Origin of the sequence: Embleya australiensis, assembly GCF_051903075.1 — a bacterium.
Classification (GTDB): domain Bacteria; phylum Actinomycetota; class Actinomycetes; order Streptomycetales; family Streptomycetaceae; genus Embleya.
In genome coordinates this window covers 6,951,294-6,973,581 of record NZ_CP182422.1, presented here as the reverse complement: position 1 = coordinate 6,973,581, position 22,288 = coordinate 6,951,294, and the positions used below count along the sequence as shown (strand labels likewise).

The window sequence follows — 22,288 nt, the reverse complement described above, 5'->3', positions numbered from 1 at the left end:
CAGCCCCGCGATCGGTCGTCGATCCTCGATCCCGCCGTCGTCGCCTCAGTGCTCGATCCCGCCGTCGATGAAGTCGAACAGCTCCTCGTCCGTGGCCGCGTCGAACCCTCGGCCGCCGGCCGCGTCGCCATTCGTGCCGAACTCGCGGCCGGCGAGCGGGCCTTCCGGGCCGCCGATCAGGTCCCGCAACCGCTCTGCCGCCCGGGCCCGGTCCGCGTCGTCGAGTTGCGCGAGCATCGCCTCGACCCGGTCGATCTCGCCGAGCACCGAGTCCCACGAGACGCCGTGCTCGCGGCGCAGCAGGCCGTGCAGGTGCCGGCCCAGGGCCGCCGCGTTGGGGTGGCTGAAGATCAGCGTGGCGGGCAGCGTCAGACCCAGCGCGGCGCGCAGTCGGTTGCGCATCTCCAGGGCGGTCAGCGAGTCGAAGCCGAGATCCTTGAACGCCGCTCCCGTCTCGATCGCGGTCGGATCGGCATGACCGAGGATCGCGGCGGCGCAGCCGCGAACCAGGTCGACCAGGGCGCTTTCCCGCTCGTCGTCCGGCAGGTCGAGCAGTCGCCCGATCAGCGCGGGTGCCGCCTCGGCGGCGGCGCCGACGCGGTGGTTCGGGTCGGCCACCAACGTGGTCAACAGCGCCGGCAGCGCGCCCGGTTCGGCCCGGCGCAGCGCCGAGGTGTCCGGCGCGAGCGGGATCAGGGCCGGTTCGGGCAGGCCGAGGGCCCGGTCGAACAGGGCCGTGGCCTGCTCGGTGGGCAGCGGCAGCAACCCGGCGGCCGGTTCGTCCCCCGGTGCCCAGGCCAGCGCGAGCGCGGGCAGCCCGGCGGCGTGCCGGTGCCGGGCCAGGGCGTCCAGGAAGGCGTCGCCGGCCGCGTGTTCGCCGCGCCCGGGGTCGGCGAGTACGCCGTCCAGGGCGGTGCAGAGCACGAAGGCGGACAGGTCGGCGTCGCGGGTGAGTTCGTGCAGGTGTACGGCCGCGTCCACCCGGGCCCGCAGCACGTCGTCGGGGTCCGACCCGCCGAGTCCGGCGGCGTGCACCACGGCGGTCAGCGGGCTGTGCTCGGGGATCGTGGCCAGCAGCTTCGCCAGTTCGGCGCGGTCTGTCACATCGCAGGCGACCACGTCGATCTCCGCGCCGTGCGCCACCAGTTCCCGGGCAAGCGGCATCCCGGCGGCGGACCCTCCGGCCAGAATCAGCCGGCGCACCCCGTGGACGGTCACCAGGTGCCGGGCCAGCAGCGCACCGACCGTGTCGGTGCCGTCGGTCGGGTCGGTCGCGTCAGTGACCAATACCGTGCCCTCGCTCGGGAAGCCCGCCGTGCCGGTCTCGCCCGCCGGTACCCGGGCCAGCCGCGGCAGCAGTACCGTGCCGGCGCGGATCGCGAACTCGGCGCGACCGGCGGACGCTTCGGCCAGCAGCACCGGCCAGGACCCGTCCTCCCCGTCCACATCGGCGAGCACGAACCGCTCGGGGTCCACCGTCCGGGCCGCCCGCACCACGCCCCACACCGCCGCCGCGCCCGGGTCGGCGACCCGGTCCTCGGGCCGCGCCGACACCGCGTCGTGGGTCACCACGACCAGGCGCGAGGCCGCCAGACGTGGTTCGGCCCGCCATTGCCGCACGGTCTCGCGCACTGCCCGGATCGTGGCCCGGATCGCCTCCGGATCGAGCCCGCCGGCCGGGTCGATCCGTACGGGCAGCGCGACCAGATCCGGGACCGGGACGCCGACCTCGACGGCCGCGATCAGTTCGGCGGTGGTCGCATAGGCCGGCACCCCGTCCCAGGCCCGCGCGCCGAGCACGGCCCAGCGACCTCCTGCCGCCGCCGTGTCGGTCGGCTCGACCCGGGCCCACTCCCAGCGGGTCAGCCACGGTCGGACCCGCCCGGCGGCCCGAACCTGCCCGGCGGTCCAGGGTCGCAGCGCCACCGACTCGATCCGGGCCATGGATCGGCCCGCCTCGTCGGCCAGTTCGACCTCGACGCCGGCCCCGTCGACGACCCGCAGCCGAATCCGGCCGGCAGTACCGGCATCGCCGCCCAGCGTCACCCCGCGCCAGGCGCCGGCCAGCCGCACCTCGGTCGGTGCGCCGCCGGGTTCCGCGCCGGGGGCAAGCCCATGCAGGGCCGCGTCGAGCAGGGCCGGGTGCAGGCCGAAGCGAGCGGTGCCGCGTTCGGCGTCGGCGGTGCGCGCGACCTCGGCGAACAGGTCGTCGCCGCGCCGCCACGCGGCCCGCAGTCCGGCGAGCGTCGGACCGTAGCCCAGGCCCAGTTCGGCCAACCGCCGATATACATCCGCCACATCCAGCGGCGTCGCCCCGAGCGGCGGCCACGGCCCGGACTCCTGCTGCGGCCGGTGCGCGCCGGGGGCCACCGTGCCCGAGGCGTGTCGGGTCCACGGCTCGGCGGCGGGCGCGTCCTCGGCCCGGGAGTGGACGGTCAGCGCCCGCGCACCCGCATCGTCCGTTGCCTCGACGGTGACCTGGATCCGTACCCCGTCCGCGTCCGGCAGCACCAGCGGCTCGTGCAGGGTCAACTCCTCGACCACCGCACAGCCGAGCGCGCCGCCCGCGCGCAGCGCCAGGTCCACGAACACCGTTCCCGGGACCAGGACTTCGCCGAGCACGAGGTGGTCGGCGAGCCAACCGTGTGTGGTGGTGTCCAGGCGCCCGGTGAACACGGTCGCCGAGCTGTCGGCCAGGTCGACCCCGGCGCCCAGGATCGGGTGCTCCACCGCGAACTGCCCCCAGCCGACGCCCCCTCGGGCCTGGCCGACGGGCTCCACCCAGTGCCGCCGACGCTGGAAGGCGTACGTGGGCAGCGCGACGCGCCGCCCCGGCAGCATCCCGGCCCAGTCCACCGCGCCGCCGTGCACGAACATCGCGGAGAGCGCGACGAGCAGCCGATCGGCGCCACCGTCGGCGCGGCGCAACGTCTCCAGGGTGGCGCCGTGCACGCCGAGCGAGTCCAGGGTGTCGCCGAGCGGCACCACCAGGCCGGGGTGCGAGCTGCATTCGACGAACACGGTGTGTCCGTCGGCCGCCGCCGCGCCGATCGCCTCCTCGAACCGCACGGTGCGCCGCATGTTCTCGAACCAGTAGTCGATGTCGAGCAGCGCGTCGTCGGCGAGCCGGCCGCCGGTGACCGTGGAGTACATCGGCACCCGCCCGGGGGTGGGTTCGATGCCCGCGAGCAGGCGTTCCAGGTCGCCGCGTACGGCGTCCATCTGCGGCGAGTGCGAGGAGTACGCCGCCGGGATCCAGCGCGCCCGTACCCCCTCCCGCTCACAGTCCGCCACGATCAGGGCCAAGGCGTCGGTGTCGCCGGACAGCACGGTGTTGGTCGGGCTGTTGATCCCGCCCACGTTGACCAGGTCGCCGGTGCCGGTACGGGTGATCAACTCCTCGGCCCGCACAGCGGATACCGCGACCGCCACCATCGCGCCGCGGATCATGTCGGCGGCCTGCACCGCGCGGATCCGCAGCGCGGCGATCCGGGCGGCGTCCGGCAGGGTCAGGTGGCCGGCGATGTAGGCGGCGGCGATTTCGCCCTGCGAGTGCCCGATCACCGCGGCCGGCCGCACCCCGCACGACTCCCACCAGCGGGCCAGGCCGACCATCACCGCGAACAGCACGGGTTGCACCACCTCGACCCGGCGCAGCAGTTCGGCCGTCTCCTCGTCGGTGCCGCGCAGCACGTCGAGCAGCGCCCAGCCCGGCAGCAGCGGGTCCATCACCTCGGCGCACCGCGTGACGGTCTCCGCGAAGACCGGGCAGCACGTCAGCAACTCCGCCGCCATGCCCACCCATTGCGATCCCTGGCCGGGGAAGACGAACACCGGCCCCGGGCCGATCGCCGTCGGCGTCTCGCCCGTTGCCGGCGAATCGGCCAACTCACCCAGCGCCGCCACGAGTTCATCGGTGTCTTGACCCCGGACCACCCCCCGCCGCTCGAACACCGCCCGCCCGCGCACCAGCGAGGCGGCCACGTCGGCCGGGGCGAACTCCGGGTGCGCGGCGGCCCAGTCCCGCAGCCGCGCCGCCTGCGCCCGCAACCCGGCCTCGGATCGCGCGGACACCACCCACGGCACGATCCCCCCGGGCGCGGCGGCCGGCGCGGCCTCGACCGCGACCTCCGCCGGCGCCTGCTCGATGATCACGTGCGCGTTGGTCCCGCTCACCCCGAACGAGGAGATCCCGGCCCGGCGCACCCGCTCCCCCGCCGGCCACGCCACCGGCTCGGTGAGCAGCCGCACCTGTCCCGACGCCCAGTCCACATGCGGCGTGGGCGCGTCCACGTGCAACGTCGGCGGCAACGTCCCGTGCCGCAGCGCGAGCACCATCTTGATCACCCCGGCGACCCCCGCCGCGGACTGGGTGTGCCCGATGTTGGACTTGACCGACCCCAGCCACAGCGGCCGTTCCGCCGGCCGATCCTGCCCGTAGGTCGCCAGCAGCGCCTGCGCCTCGATCGGGTCGCCGAGCGTGGTCCCGGTGCCGTGCGCCTCGACCGCGTCGATGTCCGTCGCGGCCAGGCCCGCGTTGCGCAACGCCTGCCGGATCACCCGCTGTTGCGAGGGGCCGTTGGGCGCGGTCAGCCCATTCGAGGCGCCGTCCTGGTTGACCGCCGAGCCGCGCACCACGGCCAGTACCGGATGCCCGCGCCGGCGCGCGTCGGACAACCGCTCGACCAGCACCAGGCCGACGCCCTCGCCCCAACCGGTACCGTTGGCCGCCGCCGCGAACGGCTTGCAGCGCCCGTCCGCGGCCAGTCCGCGCTGCCGGCTGAACTCGATGAACGCCTGCGGCGACGTCAACACCGCCACCCCGCCCGCGAGCGCCAGGTCGCACTCGCCCGCACGGAGCGCGTTCGCCGCCAAGTGCAGTGCGACCAGGGACGACGAGCACGCGGTGTCCACGGTCACCGCCGGCCCCTCCAAGCCCAGGACGTAGGAGACCCGGCCGGAGATCACGCTGGTCGCGGTCCCGGTCAGCAGGTAGCCCTCCTGGCCCTCGGCCATCGCCTGCGAAGTGCCGTGGTAGTCCTGCGCCATGGCCCCGACGAACACCCCGGTACTGCTGCCGCGCAGGGCGGTGGGGTCGATGCCGGCCTGCTCGAAGGTCTCCCACGCGGTCTCCAACAGCAGCCGCTGCTGCGGGTCCATCGAGGTCGCCTCGCGGGGCGAGATCCCGAAGAACTCGGCGTCGAAGTGCACCGCGCCGGCGACGAATCCGCCCTCGCGCACATACGACTTGCCCGCCCGGTCGGGGTCCGGGTCGAAGAGTGTGTCCAACTCCCAACCCCGGTCTTGGGGGAAGGGCCCGATGGTGTCGGTGCCCTCGGCGAGCATCCGCCACATGTCGTCCTGTCCGGCCACCCCGCCCGGGTAGCGGCAGCCGACGCTCACGATCACGATCGGGTCGTCGTCGGTGTGTGCGGCGGGTCGCTCGGGCTCGACGACCACCGGTGCGACGCCCAGGAGTTCGGCGCCGACGTGGTCGGCGAGGGCCTGCGGGGTCGGGTGGTCGAAGACCAAGGTGACCGGCAGGCGCAGGCCGGTCGCCGCGCCGATGCGGTTGCGCAGTTCGACCGAGGTGAGCGAGTCGAAGCCGAGTGCCTTGAACGGGCGCAGCGGGGCGACCGCGTCCGGGGTGGCGTGGCCCAGGACGGCGGCGGTCTCGGTGCGGACCAGGGTCAGCAGCGTCTGCCGGCGCCGTTCCTCGGGCAGTCGGGCCAGCCTCTCGGCCAGGGACGCGGCGTCGGGCGCGGCGTCGGCGGCGGCGCGGCGTCCGCGCGGGCGGACCAGGTCGCGCAGGAGCGCGGGTACGGTCGGGGCGGCGGCGCGCAGCGTGTCCAAGTCCAGGCGGGCGGGCACGATCGTGGGTCGGTCGGCCGCGCGGAGCGCGTCGTACAGGGTGAGTGCGTGGTCGGTCTCCAGCGCGGCGACGCCGGTGCGGGCGATGCGCTCCAGGTCTTCGGCGCCCAGGTGTCCGGTCATCCCGCTGGCCTCCGCCCACAGGCCCCAGGCGGCCGAGGTCGCGGCCAGGCCGCGGGCCCGGCGGTGCTGGGCGAGTGCGTCCAGGAAGGCGTTCGCGGCGGCGTAGTTGGCCTGTCCGGCGCCGCCGAAGGTGCCGGCCATCGAGGAGAACAGCACGAACTCGGTCAGGTCGAGGTCGCGGGTCGACTCGTGCAGGTTCCAGGCGGCGTGCAGTTTCGGGCGCAGCACCCGGTCCAGCCGCTCGGGGGTGAGCGCGGTCAGCGCCGCGTCGTCGATCACGCCCGCGGCGTGGATCACCGAGGTGAGCGGGTGTTCGGCCGGGATGTCGGCGAGCAGCGCGGCGAGCGCCGCACGGTCGGCGGCGTCGCAGGCCGCGATGGTCACCCGGGCGCCGAGCGCGGTCAGTTCGGCGGACAACTCGGCCGCGCCGTCGGCGGCCGGGCCGCGCCGGCCGATCAGGAGCAGGTGTCGCACCCCGGCGGTGCGAACGAGGTGGCGGGCCAGCAGGCCGCCGAGGGTACCGGTGCCGCCGGTGATCAGGACCGTGCCCTCCGGGTCCGGGGCGGCTCCGAGGGTGGGCGGCAGGGTCAGCACGATCTTGCCGGTGTGCCGGGCCTGGCTGAGGTGCCGGAAGGCACCGACCGCGCCGCGCACGTCCCACGTGGTCACGGGCAGCGGGTGCAGCACGCCGGTCTCGAAGAGCCGGTACAGGTCCGCCAGCATCTCCCGGATGCGCTCGGCCCCCGCGTCCATCAGGTCGAACGCCCGGTAGTCGCGGCCCGGATGGGCGGCGAGCACCTCGTCCCGGTCCCGGATGTCGGTCTTGCCCATCTCCAGGAATCGGCCGCCGGGCGCGAGCAACCGCAGTGAGGCGTCCACGAATTCGTGCGCGAGCGAGTTGAGCACCACGTCGACCTCGCCGAACCGGTGTACGAAGTCGAGATCGCGCGAGGACGCCAGATGCGCATCGTCCACGCCCTGGCCGCGCAGGGTGGCCCACTTGCCGGGCGAGGCGGTGCCGAACACCTCCACGTCCCAGTGCCGGGCCAGTTGCACGGCCGCCATGCCCACTCCGCCGGTGGCGGCGTGGACGAGCAGCGATTCACCGGCGCGCAGCCCGCCGAGGTCGGCCAGGCCGTAGTAGGCGGTCAGGAACACCACCGGGACGGCCGCGGCCTGGGCGTAGGTCCAGCCGGTGGGGATCGGCGCGAGCAGCCGGTGATCGGCGACGGCGATCGGTCCGGTGCCGCCGCCGAACAGGCCCATCACCCGGTCGCCCGGCGCGAGTTCGGGTACGTCGGGGCCGACCTCCACGACGATCCCGGCGCCCTCGCCGCCGGGCGGGCGGGTGTCGGCGACCATGCCGAGGGCGACCACGACGTCGCGGAAGTTCAGCCCGGCGGCGCGGACGGCGATCCGGACCTGTCCGGGCGCGAGCGGGGCCGCCGCGTCGGCGTTCGGGAGCAGCGCGAGCCGGTCCAGGGTGCCGCCGCCGAGCAGGTCCAGCCGCCAGGCCGGGGTGCCGGGGGGCGGGCTCAGGCGCGGTTCGGTCCCGGTGCGGATCAGTCGGGGCGCGGACACGGTGCCCGTGCGGATGGCCAGGTGCGGTTCGCCGACGTCGGCGGCGACGGCGGCGCGCAGCGCGGCGAAGGAGTCGGTGTGGTCGTCCAGGTCGACCAGCACGATCCGGCCCGGGTGTTCGGTCTGCGCGGAGCGGACCAGGCCCACGATGGGCGCGGCGACCAGGTCGGACAGGTCCTCGCCGTGGTGCCCGGGTACCGCGCCCCGGGTCAGCACGACCAGGGTGCATGCGGTGAGGCGCGGGTTGGTCAACGCGCGCTGGAGCAGGTCGAGTACGCGGTGTGCGGCGGCCCGGGCCGCTTCGGGGACGTCGTCCCCGGCCCGGCCGGCGCAGGTGATCAGCAGTACGTCGGCGGGGTCGGGCTCGCCGTCCGCGTGCACCTCGGCGCCGGCGGCGCGCAGGCCGGCCACCGCCGCCAGTTCGTCCTGGCCGAGCAACGACCAGCGGGCGGTGGTGGGTTCGGTGGGGGTGGGCAGCGGGGACCAGTGGACGTGGTGGAGGTCGGGGTGGGCCGGGTCGGCGGCGGGCGCGAGTCGGTCGGCGGTCGCGGGGCGGCCGACCAAGGCGCCGACGGTGGCGACCAAGGCGCCGGTGTGGTCGGTGAGTTCGAGGCCGACGGCGTCCGGGCCGAGGCGTTCCAGGCGGACCCGGAGTGCGGATGCGCCGACGGCGTGCAGGCGTACGTCGGTCCAGGCGAAGGGTAGGCCGATGGCGCCGTCGCCGCCGGCTGTACCGACCGCCGCGTGCAATGCGGCGTCCAGCAGGGCCGGGTGCAGCGCGAAGTCCCGTGCGCCGTGCGCCTCGTCGCCCGGCGCGACCTCGGCCAGGACCGTATCGCCCAGGCGCCACGCGGCCCGCACCGCGCGGAAGGCCGGTCCGTACCGGTAGCCCTGCCGGGCCAGCCGCTCGTAGAGCCCGTCCACGTCCAGCACGACGGCCCCGGCGGGCGGCCACGCGTCATCGGTCACCACCACGACTCCGGGCCCGTCCGCCACCGGCGCCAGTACCCCGCTCGCGTGCCGCGTCCACGCCTGCTCGGCGGGCGCGTCGTCGGGACGGGAGTGGATGGTCAACGCGCGGCGGCCCTGCTCGTCCGGCTCGTCCAGCAACACTTGCAGGTGTACGGCGCCGGTGTCGGTGAGCCGCAGTGGGGCCTCGACGGTCAGTTCCTCGATCAGGTCGCAGTCGGCCCGATCGCCCGCCTGGAGGGCGAGTTCGACGAACGCGGTGCCCGGGAGCAGCACCGTGTCCAGGATCGTGTGGTCGGCGAGCCAGGGGTGGGTGCGCAGCGAGATGCGGCCGGTGAGGATGTGCCGGTCGCCCTCGGCGGGTGCCACGGCCGCGCCCAACAGGGGATGTGCCGCCGGGTGCAGGCCGAGGCCGGCCGCGTCGGTGGGCGTGTTGCCCGCCTCCAGCCAGTAGCGCTCGCGTTGGAACGCGTAGGTGGGCAGCTCGACCGGCCGGGGTCGGTGTCCGGCGTGGGTCGCGGACCAGTCCACCGGGACGCCGCGCACGTGCAGGCCGGCCGCGGCGGTGAGGAAACGGGCGAGGGTGTCGGTGTCGCGCTGGAGGCTGCCCACGACCGTCACGTCCGTACCGGCACGCTGGGCACTGTCCTCGACGGCGGGCGCCAGCACCGGATGCGGGCTGGTCTCGACGAACACCGTGTGGCCGTCCCGCAGGAGCGCATCGGTGGCCCGGTCGAAGGCGACGGTGGCGCGTAGGTTCCGGTACCAGTACTCGGCGTCGAGCGCGGTGCCCTCGACGGGTTCGCCGGTGACCGAGGAGTAGAAGACCGCGTCGGTGGTCGGCGTGGGCACGATCTCACCGAGGGCGGCGAGCAGTTCCTCGCGGACCTGCTCGACCTGGGCGGAGTGCGAGGCGTAGTCGACCGGGAGCACCCGGGCGCGGATCCCGTCCGCCTCGCAGCGGGCGTGCAGTTCGGCGAGCGCGTCGGCGGCGCCGGAAAGCACCACGGCTGCGGGGCCGTTGACGGCGGCGATGCCGAGCCGGTCCGCGAATCCGTCGAGCAATCGGGCGATCTGCTCCGGTCCGGCCGCGACGGACATCATCCCGCCGCCGCCGGACAACCCGCGCAGGGCGCGGCTGCGCAGTGCGACGATCCGGGCCGCGTCGTCGAGGGTGAGCGCGCCCGCGATGTGGGCGGCGGCGATCTCGCCCTGTGAGTGGCCGACCACCGAGGCCGGCCGTACGCCCAGCGAGCGCCACAGTTCGGCGAGCGCGACCATCACCGCGAACAACACCGGTTGCACCACGTCGACCCGGTCGAGCGGCGGCGCGTCGGACTCGCCGCGCAGCACGGCGAGCAACGACCAGTCGGTGTGCGGCGCGAGCGCCGCGTCGCAGTCGCGGATCCGGGCGGCGAAGACCGGCGACTCGGTGAGCAGTCGGGCGCCCATGCCGGGCCACTGCGAGCCCTGGCCGCCGAACACGAAGGCGATCCGGCCGGGTTCGCCGGCCACGCCCACCGGTACCGCGGCGTCGGGTCGGTCGGCGCTCAGCGCGTCCAGCCCGGCCCGCAGGCCCGCCGCGTCCTCGGCGACCACCACGGCGCGGTGTTCGAACCGGGATCGGCCGCCGACGAGCGCGTGCGCGATATCTACCGGCCCGTACTCGGGGTGCGCGTCCAGGTGTGCGCGCAGCCGCTCGGCCTGCCCGCGCAAGGCCGCCGCGCTCGCCCCGGACAGCGGCCAGGCCAGCGCGGCCGGAGGCGCCGGGGCCGGTTCGACGGACGTGGTCGGGGCGGGATCGCCCTGTTCCAGGATCACGTGCGCGTTGGTCCCGCTGATCCCGAACGACGACACCCCCGCACGGCGCGGACGCCCGGTCTCCGGCCACGGGGTCGCGGCGGTGAGCAGCGAGACCGCCCCCGCCGACCAGTCCACGTGCGGCGAGGGGGCGTCCACGTGCAGCGTCCCGGGCAGTTCGGCATGCCGCATCGCCATGATCATCTTGATCACACCGGCCACGCCCGCCGCCGCCTGGGTGTGCCCGAGGTTGGACTTGACCGACCCCAGCCACAGCGGCCGATCCGCCGCCCGGTCCTGCCCGTAGGTGGCGAGCAGGGCGCGCGCCTCGATCGGGTCGCCCAGCGGCGTGCCGGTGCCGTGCGCCTCCACCGCGTCCACGTCGGACGGACGCAACTCGGCGTGCGCGAGCGCGTCCCGGATCACCCGCTCCTGGGCGAGCCCGTTGGGCGCGGCCAGACCGTTGCTGGCACCGTCCTGGTTGATCGCACTGCCGCGAACCACGGCCAGCACCGGATGGCCCAGCCGGCGTGCGTCCGACAGGCGTTCCACCAGGAGCAGTCCGATGCCCTCGGACCACGAGGTGCCGTCCGCGCCCGCCGCGAACGACTTGCACCGCGCGTCCGGGGCCAGGCCGCGCTGCCGGGAGAACTCGACGAAGGTGGCCGGGCTGGACATCACCGTCACCCCGCCCGCCAGCGCCAGATCACACTCACCCTGCCGCAGCGCGTTGGCGGCCAGGTGCAGTGCGACCAGGGACGACGAGCAGGCGGTGTCCACGGTCACCGCGGGCCCCTCCAGGCCCAGCGTGTAGGCCACCCGCCCGGACGCGATGCTGCCCGCGCTGCCGTTGCCGAGATAGCCGTCCACGCCCTCCGGGGCGCTGCTCAGCCGCGACGCGTAGTCCGCGTACATCAGGCCCGCGTACACCCCGGTACGACTGCCGCGCAGTGAGCGGGGATCCAGGCCGGCCCGCTCGATCGCCTCCCAGGACGCCTCCAGGAGCAAGCGCTGCTGCGGGTCCATGGCCAGCGCCTCGCGCGGCGAGATGCCGAAGAACTCCGGGTCGAACTCGGTTGCGTCGTAGAGGAATCCGCCCTCGCGGACATACGAGGTTCCGGCGTGTTCGGGATCGGGATGGAACAGCTCGGCCAAGTCCCAGCCCCGGTTCTGCGGGAACTCCGAGATGGCGTCGGCGTGTTCCGACACCAGGCGCCACAGGTCCTCCGGGCTCGCGACGCCGCCGGGGAAGCGGCAGCTGATCGCCACCACCGCGACCGGCTCGTCGGACACCGGCCGGGCAACGCCCGCCGCCCGCCCGGGTGTCGGCGCGTCGAGGAGTCGCGCACGCAGGTGTACGCCAACGGCCCGCGCGCACGGATGGTCGAACAACATCGTGGCGGGCAGGCGCAGTCCGACCGCCGTGCTCAGCCGGGTGCGCAGTTCCAACGCCGCCAGCGAGTCCAGGCCCAGTTCGCCGAACGCGCGGTCCGGGTCGATCGTGCGCGCGTCGGCGTGGCCGAGCACACCGGCCGCGTGGGTGCGGACCAGGTCGACCAACAGCCGGTCCTGCTCGGCCTCGGGCAGCGCGGCCAATCGGCGCACCAGCGAGCGGGCGGTATCCGAGGTGCGGCCCGGCGCGCGCCGAGCCCGGGTCGGCACCAGCCCGCGCAACACGGGCGCCACCCGCTCCTGCGGACCGCGCAGGATCGCCGGGTCGAGGCGCAGCGGCGTCAGCACCGCCTCGGGCCGCCCCGCCGCCGCATCCAGCAGCGCAAGGCCCTGCTCGACGGACAACGCCCGTACACCCGCACCGGCCGCCCGGCGCCGGTCCGTCGCGCTCATCGTCTCGGTCAGCGCGCTGCGTTCGGCCCACAACCCCCACTGCAACGACACGGCCGGTCGGCCGAGCGCCCGGCGCCGGCGGGCCAGCGCGTCGAGGGCGACATTGGCCGCCGCGTAGTTGGCCTGTCCGGGGTTGCCGACCAGACCGGCGGCCGAGGAGAACAGGACGAACGCCGACAGGTCGGCGTCGGCGGTGAGTTCGTCCAGGTGCAGCGCCGCGTCGACCTTGGGGCGCAACACCGCCGCCAGCCGCTCGGGGGTCAACGCCCCGACCAGCCCGTCGTCGGTCACCCCGGCCAGGTGCACCACGCCGGTCAGCGGGTGGGCGGCCGGGATGGCGGCCAACACGTCGGCCAGCACGTCCCGTTCGGCCGCGTCACCGGCCACGAAGGCGACGTGCGCGCCGGCCTCGATCAGTTCGGCCCGCAACTCGGCGGCCTCGGGGGCTTCGTCGCCGCGACGGGAGAGCAGGAGGAGGCGGCGCACCCCGTGTACGCGCACCAGGTGCCGGGCCACCTGCCGGCCCAGGGCTCCGGTGCCGCCGGTGATCAGGACGGTGCCGTCGGCGGCGAAGCCGAAGTCGGACTTCGGCGCCACGGCCGCCCGGCGCAGGCGCGGGACCAGGATCCGCCCGGCCCGCACGGCCACCTCGGGCTCGACCGCCACCGCGGCGATGGCCTCGGGCGAGATCTCGTCGAAGTCGTCGGCGTCGACGAGCGCGAACCGCTCGGGGTGTTCGGAGCAGGCGCTACGAAGCAGGCCATGGGCCGCGGCGGCGGCCGGATCCGGCGCGTCGCCTTCCAAGGCGGCGACCGCCCGGCGAGTGCGCACGATCAGACGGGCCGACTCGAAGCGCTCGTCGGCGAGCCAGGATCGGGCCAGGTCGAGCGCCCGGGCGGCGGCCTGGTGTACGGCTTCTACGGAGTCGGCTGGGGTGACCAGGTCGTACAGGACCGTCACGGGGATCGCCGACTCGGCCATGGAGGCCAGGTCGGGGTGGTGCGGGGCGCCGAATCGAGTTGCTGTCGGAGCGAGTTCGGGACCACCCACCACGGCACCGAGCGTTGCCGCCGTGTCCTCCACCGACGCCGGCGTCCACTCCGGCTCGAACAACTCGCCCGCGTTCGCGTCGGGTTGCGACAGTCGGTCCCGCGAGGGTTCGCGCACCGCCAGGGCCTCGACCGAGACCACAGGCCGGCCCGTCTCGTCGGTGGCCGTCACCGCGATGGTGTCGGACCCGGTGGGACGCAGCCGAACCCGCAACGTGCGTGCCCCGGACGTGTGCAGCGCCACTCCGCGCCAGGAGAACGGCAGCCGCAGGCGCGGCGCCGCCGCGTCGAGCAGGCTCAGGCCCAGCGGGTGCAACGCGGCGTCGAACAGCGCGGGGTGCAGCTCGAACCGGCCGTCGGCGGCCGGGCCCTCGGCCGCGAGCACGATCTCCGCGAACACCTCGTCACCACGGCGCCAGGCCGCCTGTACGCCCTGGAACGAGGGTCCGTAGTCGACGCCGGTCTCGGCGAACCAGGGATACAGCTCCGCCGTGTCCATCGCGGTCGCGTCGGCGGGCGGCCAACTCGTGGCATCCGAGGGAGTGCCCACCTCACCCGATGGAGCCAGGGTCCCGGCGGCGTGCAGCGTCCAAGGCGCCTCCTCCGCCGAATCCGGGCGGGCATGCACCGTAATCGTGCGCGTCCCGCTCTCCTCCGGTACACCGACCCGGACCTGGACTTGCACACCGCCCGTCGACGGCAGCGCCAGCGGCGCCGACAGGGTCAGCTCGTCGACCCGAGCGCAGTCCACGAGACGGCCGACGTGCAGGGCCAGTTCCAGGAATGCCGTGCCCGGCAGCAATACCGAGCCCAAGACGGCGTGTTCGGCCAACCACGGATGGGTGTCCAGAGCCAACCGGCCGGTGAACAGGACGCCCTGGTCGTCCGCCAGGCCCACGACCGCACCGAGCAGCGGATGGTCCACCACGCCCTGCCCCAACCCGACCGCGTCGCCCGCGTCGACACCGGCGTGCAACCAAAAGCGCCGCCGCTCGAAGGCGTAGGTCGGCAGGTCCGCCCGTCCTCCGGGCCCGGAACCGGTCGACAGCGCGGCCCAGTCCACGTTCGCGCCGTGCACGAACACCCGGGTCAGCGCCTCGACCACGCTCGCCACGGCCGCTCGACCCCGGCGCCGGGTCGGTACGGCCGCCACGTCCTCCGCGCCGGCCGTGCCCTCGACGACCATCGCGGTCAACGCCGCCTCCGGCCCGATCTCCACGAAGGTGCGTACCCCTTCGGCGCGCAGCGTGGCGATCGCATCCCCGAAACGCACCGCGCGGCGCACATGCCGCACCCAGTACTCGGGGTCAGCCAACTCTTCGGCGCGCGCGATCCGCCCGGTGGTGTCCGACACCACCGTGACCTCGGGTGTGCCAAAGGTCAACCCACCCAGCACCTCCCTGAGTTCGGCCAACATCGGTTCCATCAGCGCCGAGTGGAAGGCGTGCGACACCGGCAGGCGCGAGATCCGCCACCCGCGCACCACGCAGTCCGGTTCGAGCGCGGCCACCGCCTCGGCGGGTCCGGAAACCACCACACTCGCCGGGCCGTTCACCGCCGCGATCGTCACCTCGGCCGGGCACGACGCCGCCACCTCGGCCTCGCCCGCACCGACGGCGAGCATCGCCCCTCCGCTCGGCAGCGCACTCATCAGCCGAGCCCGCGCCGCCACGAAGACCGCCGCATCCGCGAGCGAGAACACGCCCGCCACGTGCGCCGCGACGATCTCGCCGAGCGAATGCCCCACCACGAAGTCGGGCGTCTGCCCCCACGAGGCCCACAGCCGGTACAGCGCCACCTCGAACGCGAAGAGCGCCGGCTGGGCCACCCCGGTGTCCTGCGCGTCGGCCTCCGACACCCCTTCGGCGCCGAGCACGACGTCGCGCACCGGGAACGGCACCACGCCGTCTAAGGCCGCGCACACCTCGTCCAGCGCCGCCGCGAATACCGGGAACGCCGCGTGGAGTTCGCGGCCGATACCGAATGTCCGCACCCCCTGGCCCGTGCACAGCACGGCCGTCTTCCCCGACCCGCGACCCACCGCACCGACCACCGCGCCCTCGGCGCCGGCCGCCACGGCGGACAACCCCTCGGCCAGCTCGGCGAGATCGGCGCCGGAGACCACCGCCCGATGGCCGAACAGCGCCCGTTCGCACACCAACGACCGGGCCACGTGTGCCGGATCGAGATCCGGGCGGTCCCTGACCCAGTCCCGAAGTCGGGCCGCCTGTTCCCGCACCGCTGCCTCGGACCGCGCCGACACCACCCAGGTGTGCCGCCCGCCGAGCCCGGACTCGACCGCCACATCCGTCACTTCGGCCACCGGTGGCGGCTCTTCCAGCACCACGTGTGCGTTTGTCCCGCTGATCCCGAAGGACGACACACCCGCCCGGCGCACCCGCTCACCCGCCGGCCACGCCACCTCGCCCGCCAACACCTCGACCCGACCCGCCGACCAATCCACATGCGGCGTCGGCTCGTCCACATGCAACGTCCTCGGCAACACCCCATGCCGCAGCGCCAACACCATCTTGATCACCCCGGCCACACCCGCAGCCGCCTGGGTGTGCCCGATATTCGACTTCACCGACCCCAACCACAGCGGCCGATCTCCCGGGCGATCCTGCCCATAGGTGGCCAACAACGCCTGAGCCTCGATCGGATCACCCAGCGTCGTCCCGGTCCCGTGCGCCTCCACCGCATCCACATCCGCCGCAGACAACCCGGCCGCGCCCAACGCCTGCCGAATCACCCGCTGCTGCGACGGCCCGTTCGGCGCGGTCAAGCCATTCGACGCGCCGTCCTGATTCACCGCCGACCCACGCACCACCGCCAGAACCGAATGCCCATTGCGCCGCGCATCCGACAACCGCTCCACCAACACCAGCCCGACACCCTCACCCCACCCGGTGCCGTCCGCCGCCGCCGCGAACGACCGGCACCGGCCGTCGGACGACAGGCCGCGCTGTCGGGAGAAGTCGAGGAACACGCTGGGCGTCGACATCACGGTGACGCCGCCCGCCAGGGCCAGTTCGCACTCGCCCGACCGCACCGCGTTCACCGCCAGGTGCAGCGCCACCAGGGACGACGAGCACGCGGTGTCCACGGTGACCGCCGGCCCCTCCAGGCCGAACGTGTAGGCCACCCGGCCCGAGGCCACGCTGCCCACATTGCCGTTGCCGATGTAACCCTCCAGCTCGTCCGGCACCTTCCGAAGCCGGCCGCCCGCGTAGTCGTAGTAGATGGCGCCGGCGAAGACCCCGGTCCGGCTGCCGCGCAGCGAGGTCGGATCGATGCCCGCCCGCTCGAACGTCTCCCACGCCGTCTCCAGGAGCAACCGCTGCTGCGGATCCATCGCCAACGCCTCACGCGGCGAGATCCCGAAGAGGTCCGGGTCGAAGTCGGCGGCGGTGTCCACGAATCCGCCGGTGCGCACGTAGGTGCTGCCGGGGCGGTCCGGGTCCGGGTCGAAGATGCGCTCGATGTCCCAGCCACGATCGGTGGGGAAGTCGGTGAGGGTGTCCACGCCACCGGCGACCACGTCCCACAGGTGTTCGGGCGCGGTGATCCCGCCGGGGAACCGGCAGCCCATGCCGACGATCACGATCGGGTCGTCGCCGGCGTCGGGACCGACCGACGACACCACCTGCGCTCCGACGGTCGAGCCGACCGGGCCGGCGTCCTCCTCGGCGAGCCGATCACGCAACCACCGGCCCAGGACCGCCGGGCTGGGGTAGTCGAAGACCAGCGTGGCGGGCAGCCGCAGGCCGGTCGCCGTGTTCAGCCGATTGCGCAGTTCCAGACCGGTGAGCGAATCGAAGCCCAGGTCGCGGAACGCCCGCGTCTCGTCGATCTCGGTCGCATCGCCGTGGCCGATGACGGCGGCGGCGTGAGAGCACACCGCCCGAATCAGCGTCTGCTCCCAGTCGACCGCCGAGACACCGGCCGGACGACGGCGCAGCGCCGCCGCCGAACCCGTCGCCCCAGCCCGCCGGTCGGGTACCCGGGCGAGGCCGCGCAGCAGCGTGGGCACCACCGATCCGGCCGTACGCAGCACCGCGAGGTCCATCCGGACCACGGTCGGCGTCGGTTCGGCATGGTTCGTCGCCGCGTCGAACAGGGCCAACCCCTGTTCCGGGGCCAGGGGCAGTACGCCCAGACGTGCCATCCGCTGCCGGTCGGCATCGCCGAGCCCGGCGGTCATCTCGCTGGTCGGCGCCCACCAGCCCCACGCCAACGAGCTGCCCGGCAGGCCCTCGCGGCGCCGGCGCCGGGCGAGGGCGTCGAGAAAGGCGTTGGCCGCCGCGTAATTGCCCTGGCCGGGGTTGCCGAGCACACCCGCCGCAGAGGAGAACAGCACGAACGCGGTCAGGTCCAGGTGCCGAGTCGCCTCGTGCAGGTTCCACGCGGCGTCCACCTTCGGGCGCAACACCGCGTCCAGCCGGTCGGCGGTGAGGGACTGTACAACGCCGTCGTCCACCACACCCGCCGCGTGGATCACGGCCGTCAGCGGGTGTTCGGCGGGGATGTCCGCCAACACCCGCTCCAGCGTGGCGCGGTCGGCGGCGTCCCCGGCTACGCAGGTCACCTCGGCCCCGAGCGCGGCGAGTTCCACGACCAAGTCCGCCGCGCCGGCGGCCGTACCGCCGCGCCGACTGAGCAACAGCAGCCGGCGCACGCCGTGGTGGGTGACCAGATGCCGGGCAAGCAACGTGCCCAGGGTGCCGGTGCCGCCGGTGATCAGGACCGTGCCGTCGGGAGCGGGCGCGAAGCCGGCCGATCCGCCGTCCGAAGGGGCTCGAACCAAATGCGGTACCAGAGCCGTTCCGTCTCGCAGGACCAGCTGATCCGCACCGGTCCGCAGGCCCCTGGCGAAATCCGGGCCGGGGTCGGCGACGGAGTCCGCGTCCACGAGGACGAAGCGCCCCGGGTGTTCGGACTGGGCGGAGCGGACCAGGCCCCAGACGGCCGCCGAGGCCGGACGTACCTGCTCGTCCGCGACCGCAACCGCGCCCGAGGTGACGAACACCAGCCGGGAGTCGGCGAATCGCTCGTCCGCGAGCCAGTCCCGAAGCGCCGCCAACACCTGCCGGCCGGCCGTGTGCGCCGCCGTCACGGGGTCCGCATCGTCGACCGACACGGGCAGAACCACCAGACCCGGTACGCCGCTTCCGGCGTGGACGGCCCCGGTCAGCGCGGCGAGATCGGCCGCACCGTCGCCGCCCGGCAAAGTCGCGGCCGGCGCGTCGTCGGCGGCGTCCGGTAGCTCCAACGCGGTCCACGCGATCGTGAACAGGGAGTCCCGAATCAACGAATCCGGCGTCCGCAACCCGTCTGCCGAGACCGGGCGGATGGTCAGCGACTCGATCGCCACCACTTCCCGGCCGTCCTCGTCCCACGCCCGGACCGACACCTCACCGGAAGCCGAGGGCGACCCGGACCCCGATCCCGACCCCGAGCGCACCAGCCGAACCCGCAACCGTCGCGCCCCGGGAACACCCGCCCGAATGCCGCGCCACACGAACGGCAGCCCGGCCACGATCGGCGTATCGGCACCCGCCGCAACCACCAGCGGATGCAACGCGGCATCGAGCAGCGCCGGGTGCAGCGCGAACCGGTCCGCGTCCGCGTGCCCCTCCTCCGGCAATTCCACCTCGGCGAACAACTCGTCGCCGCGCACCCGGACCGACCGCAGCCCCTGGAACACCGGGCCGTAGTCGAAGCCCGCCACCGCCAGCCGCTCGTAGGCGTCGTCGACCCCGACCACCTCGGCACCGGTCGGCGGCCACGGCCCGGCCGGCATGTCCTCGGCCGGCTCCTCGCCCGCCGCGACCAGCACCCCCGACGCGTGCCGGGTCCACGGGTGGTCCGGCGGCGCGTCCTCGGCGCGCGAGTGCACGTCGACCGTCCGGGCCCCGCCGCCTCCGTCGTCGCCGTCCGCCGCACCGACCACGACCTGTACCAGGACGCCCGAGGCATCCGGCAGCACGAGCGGCGTGTGCAGGGTCAGTTCCTCGATCGCCGGATAGCCGACCTCGGCGCCGGCCCGCAGGACCAGGTCCAGGAACGCCGTCCCGGGCACGATCACCGTGTCGAGCACGGCGTGGTCGGCCAGCCACGGTTGGGCGGTCGTCGACAGCCGCCCGGTGAACACGGTGCCCGCGTCGCCGGCCAGGTCGACGGCGGCGCCGAGTACCGGATGCGCCACCGCCCGCTGCCCCCAGGCCACACCGCCGCCTGCGGGCGCTTCGGCCTCGGCCCAATAGCGGCGATGTTGGAAGGCGTACGTGGGCAGGTCGGCCCGCCCCTCGCCCGGAAACAGAGCGGCCCAGTCCACCGGCACACCCGCGACGAACGCCGCCGAGAGCGCGGCGACCAGCCGATCGGGGCCACCGTCGTCCCGCCGCAACGTCTCCAGGACCGTGCCGTCGTCGACGCCCAGCTCCTCGAGGGTGTCCGCGAGCGGCACGACCAGGCCCGGATGCGGGCTGCACTCGACAAAGGCGACGTGTCCGTCGGCAACGGCCGCCCCCACGGCGGTGGTCAGCCGTACCGTCCCGCGCAGGTTCTCGAACCAGTAGCCGGCGCCCAACTCGGCCGGGTCCGTGACGGCTTCCCCGGTCAGCGTCGAGTACATCGGCACCCGACCCGTCCGCGGCGTCACCTCGGCCGACAAACGCTCGACCTCGTCCCGGACCACCTCCATGTGCGCGGAATGCGACGCGTAGTCCACCGGGATCCACCGGGCCCGCACGCCCTCGCGCTCACACGAATCGACGACGGCGGCCAGCGCCTCACGGTCCCCGGAAAGCACCACGCTGCGCGGCCCGTTGACGGCTGCGAGCGACAATCCGTGGGTATCGGCGACCAGTTCCTCGGCCCGCTCGACGGACACCCCCACGGACACCATGCCGCCACCGGCCGCCGCGATCCCGCGCAGCGCCCGACTGCGGAACACCACGATCCGTATCGCATCCGCCAGCGACAGAAAACCCGCCACATGCGCAGCCGCGATCTCCCCCTGCGAATGCCCGATCACCGCACCCGGCTTGACCCCGCACGACTCCCACCACCGCGCAAGCCCCACCATCACCGCGAACAACGCCGGCTGGACCACATCAACCCGCTCGGCCAACGCCTCACCACCCGCACCACGCAACACATCCAGCAACGACCAATCCGCCACCAACGGATCCATCACCGCCGCACACTCCGCCACCGCACCCGCGAACACCGGCGAGCACTCCAACAACCCGGCCGCCATCCCCACCCACTGCGACCCCTGCCCCGGAAACACGAACACCGGTCCGGGGCCGGCGAACATCGGCCGCCCACCCGCGAGTTCATGGCCGTCGGTCACCTCGCCCATCCCGACGGCGAGTTCGGCGACATCCCGCCCGCGCACCACGGCGCGCCGTTCCAGCACCGCGCGCCCCGCCGCCAACGACCGGCCCACGTCGACCGGATCCGCCTCGGGGTGCTCGGCCAGCCAGTCCCGCAATCGCCCCGCCTGCGCGCGCAACGCCGCCTCGGACCGAGCCGACAACACCCACGGCAGGACACCGCCGATGCCCGTGGGCGGCGGGACCTCCTCGACACCGCCGATGCCCGTAGGCGAGGGCACCTCCACGACACCGTCGTCGCCGTCCGCCGGCGCCTCCTCCAGCACCACATGCGCGTTCGTCCCGCTTGCCCCGAACGACGAGACACCGGCCCGGCGCGGCCGGTCGGACCTCGGCCACGGCACGGGCTCGGTGAGCAGTTCCACCCGCCCGGCCGACCAGTCGATGTGCGGCGAGGGCGCGTCGACGTGCAGTGTCCTGGGCAGCACACCGTGCCGCAGGGCCAACACCATCTTGATCATCCCGGCCACCCCCGCAGCGGCCTGGGTGTGTCCGATGTTGGACTTGATCGACCCGAGCCTCAGCGGCCGATCCGCGGGCCGATCCTGACCGTAGGTCGCCAACAGCGCGTGTGCCTCGATCGGGTCGCCGAGCGTGGTCCCGGTGCCGTGCGCCTCCACGGCGTCCACGTCACCGGTCACCAGCCCGGCGCTCTGCAGGGCCTGCCGGATCACCCGCTCCTGGGCCGGCCCGTTCGGCGCGGTCAGCCCGTTCGACGCGCCGTCCTGGTTGATCGCCGAACCGCGCAGCACGGCCAGTACCGGATGCCCGTTGCGTCGCGCGTCGGAGAGCCGTTCGATCAGGAACAGACCCGCGCCGTCGGAGAGGATGAACCCGTCGGCCGCCGCCGAGAACGGCTTGCACCGGCCGTCGCGGGCCAGTCCGCGCTGCCGGCTGAAGTTGACGAAGATCTCCGGCGTGCACATCACCGTCGCGCCACCCGCCAGGGCCAGATCGCATTCCCCCGCCCGCAGTGCGTTGCTCGCCAGGTGCAGAGCCACGAGAGACGACGAGCACGCCGTGTCCACAGTCACCGCCGGCCCCTCCAGGCCGAGGATGTACGCCACGCGACCCGCCAGCAGACTGGCCCCGTTGGCCATGCCGAGCGTGCCGTCCCGGCCCTTGGCGGTCCGGGCCAACACAGTCGTGTAGTCGAGGCCGTTGATCCCGGTGTAGATCCCGGTCCGGCTGTGTCGCAGCGACGTCGGGTCGATGCCCGCGCACTCCACCGCCTCCCACGAGGTCTCCAGGAGCAGCCGCTGCTGCGGGTCCATCGCCGCCGCCTCGCGCGGCGAGATGCCGAAGAACTCCGCGTCGAAGTCCGCGACGTCGTACAGGAATCCGCCCTCGCGGACGTACGACGTGCCCGGCCGGTCGGGATCCGGGTCGTACAGGCCGTCGAGGTCCCAGCCCCGGTCGGTCGGGAACCCGCCGATCGCATCGCCGCCTTCGGCGACGAACCGCCACAGGTCCTCCGGTGTACGCAGACCACCCGGGAAGCGGCAGGCCATGCCCACGATCGCTATCGGCTCGCGCTGCCGGTCCTCCAACTCGCGTACCCGGCGGTGCGCGTCGCGCGCATCGGTGATGGCCTTGCGCAGGTACGAGCGCAGTTTCTCTTCCGACTCAGCCACGTTGCCTCTACTC

General features: G+C 74.3%; 1 protein-coding gene. It reads right to left on the bottom strand.

All coding sequences use genetic code 11. The features are described 5' to 3' along the window. Positions 1 to 45: 45 nt before the first annotated feature. A complete protein-coding gene (locus ACMXN5_RS30000) occupies positions 46 to 22,275 on the bottom strand; it encodes an SDR family NAD(P)-dependent oxidoreductase (RefSeq protein ID WP_439677871.1) in 22,230 nt (7,409 codons plus the stop codon). Positions 22,276 to 22,288: the final 13 nt, after the last annotated feature.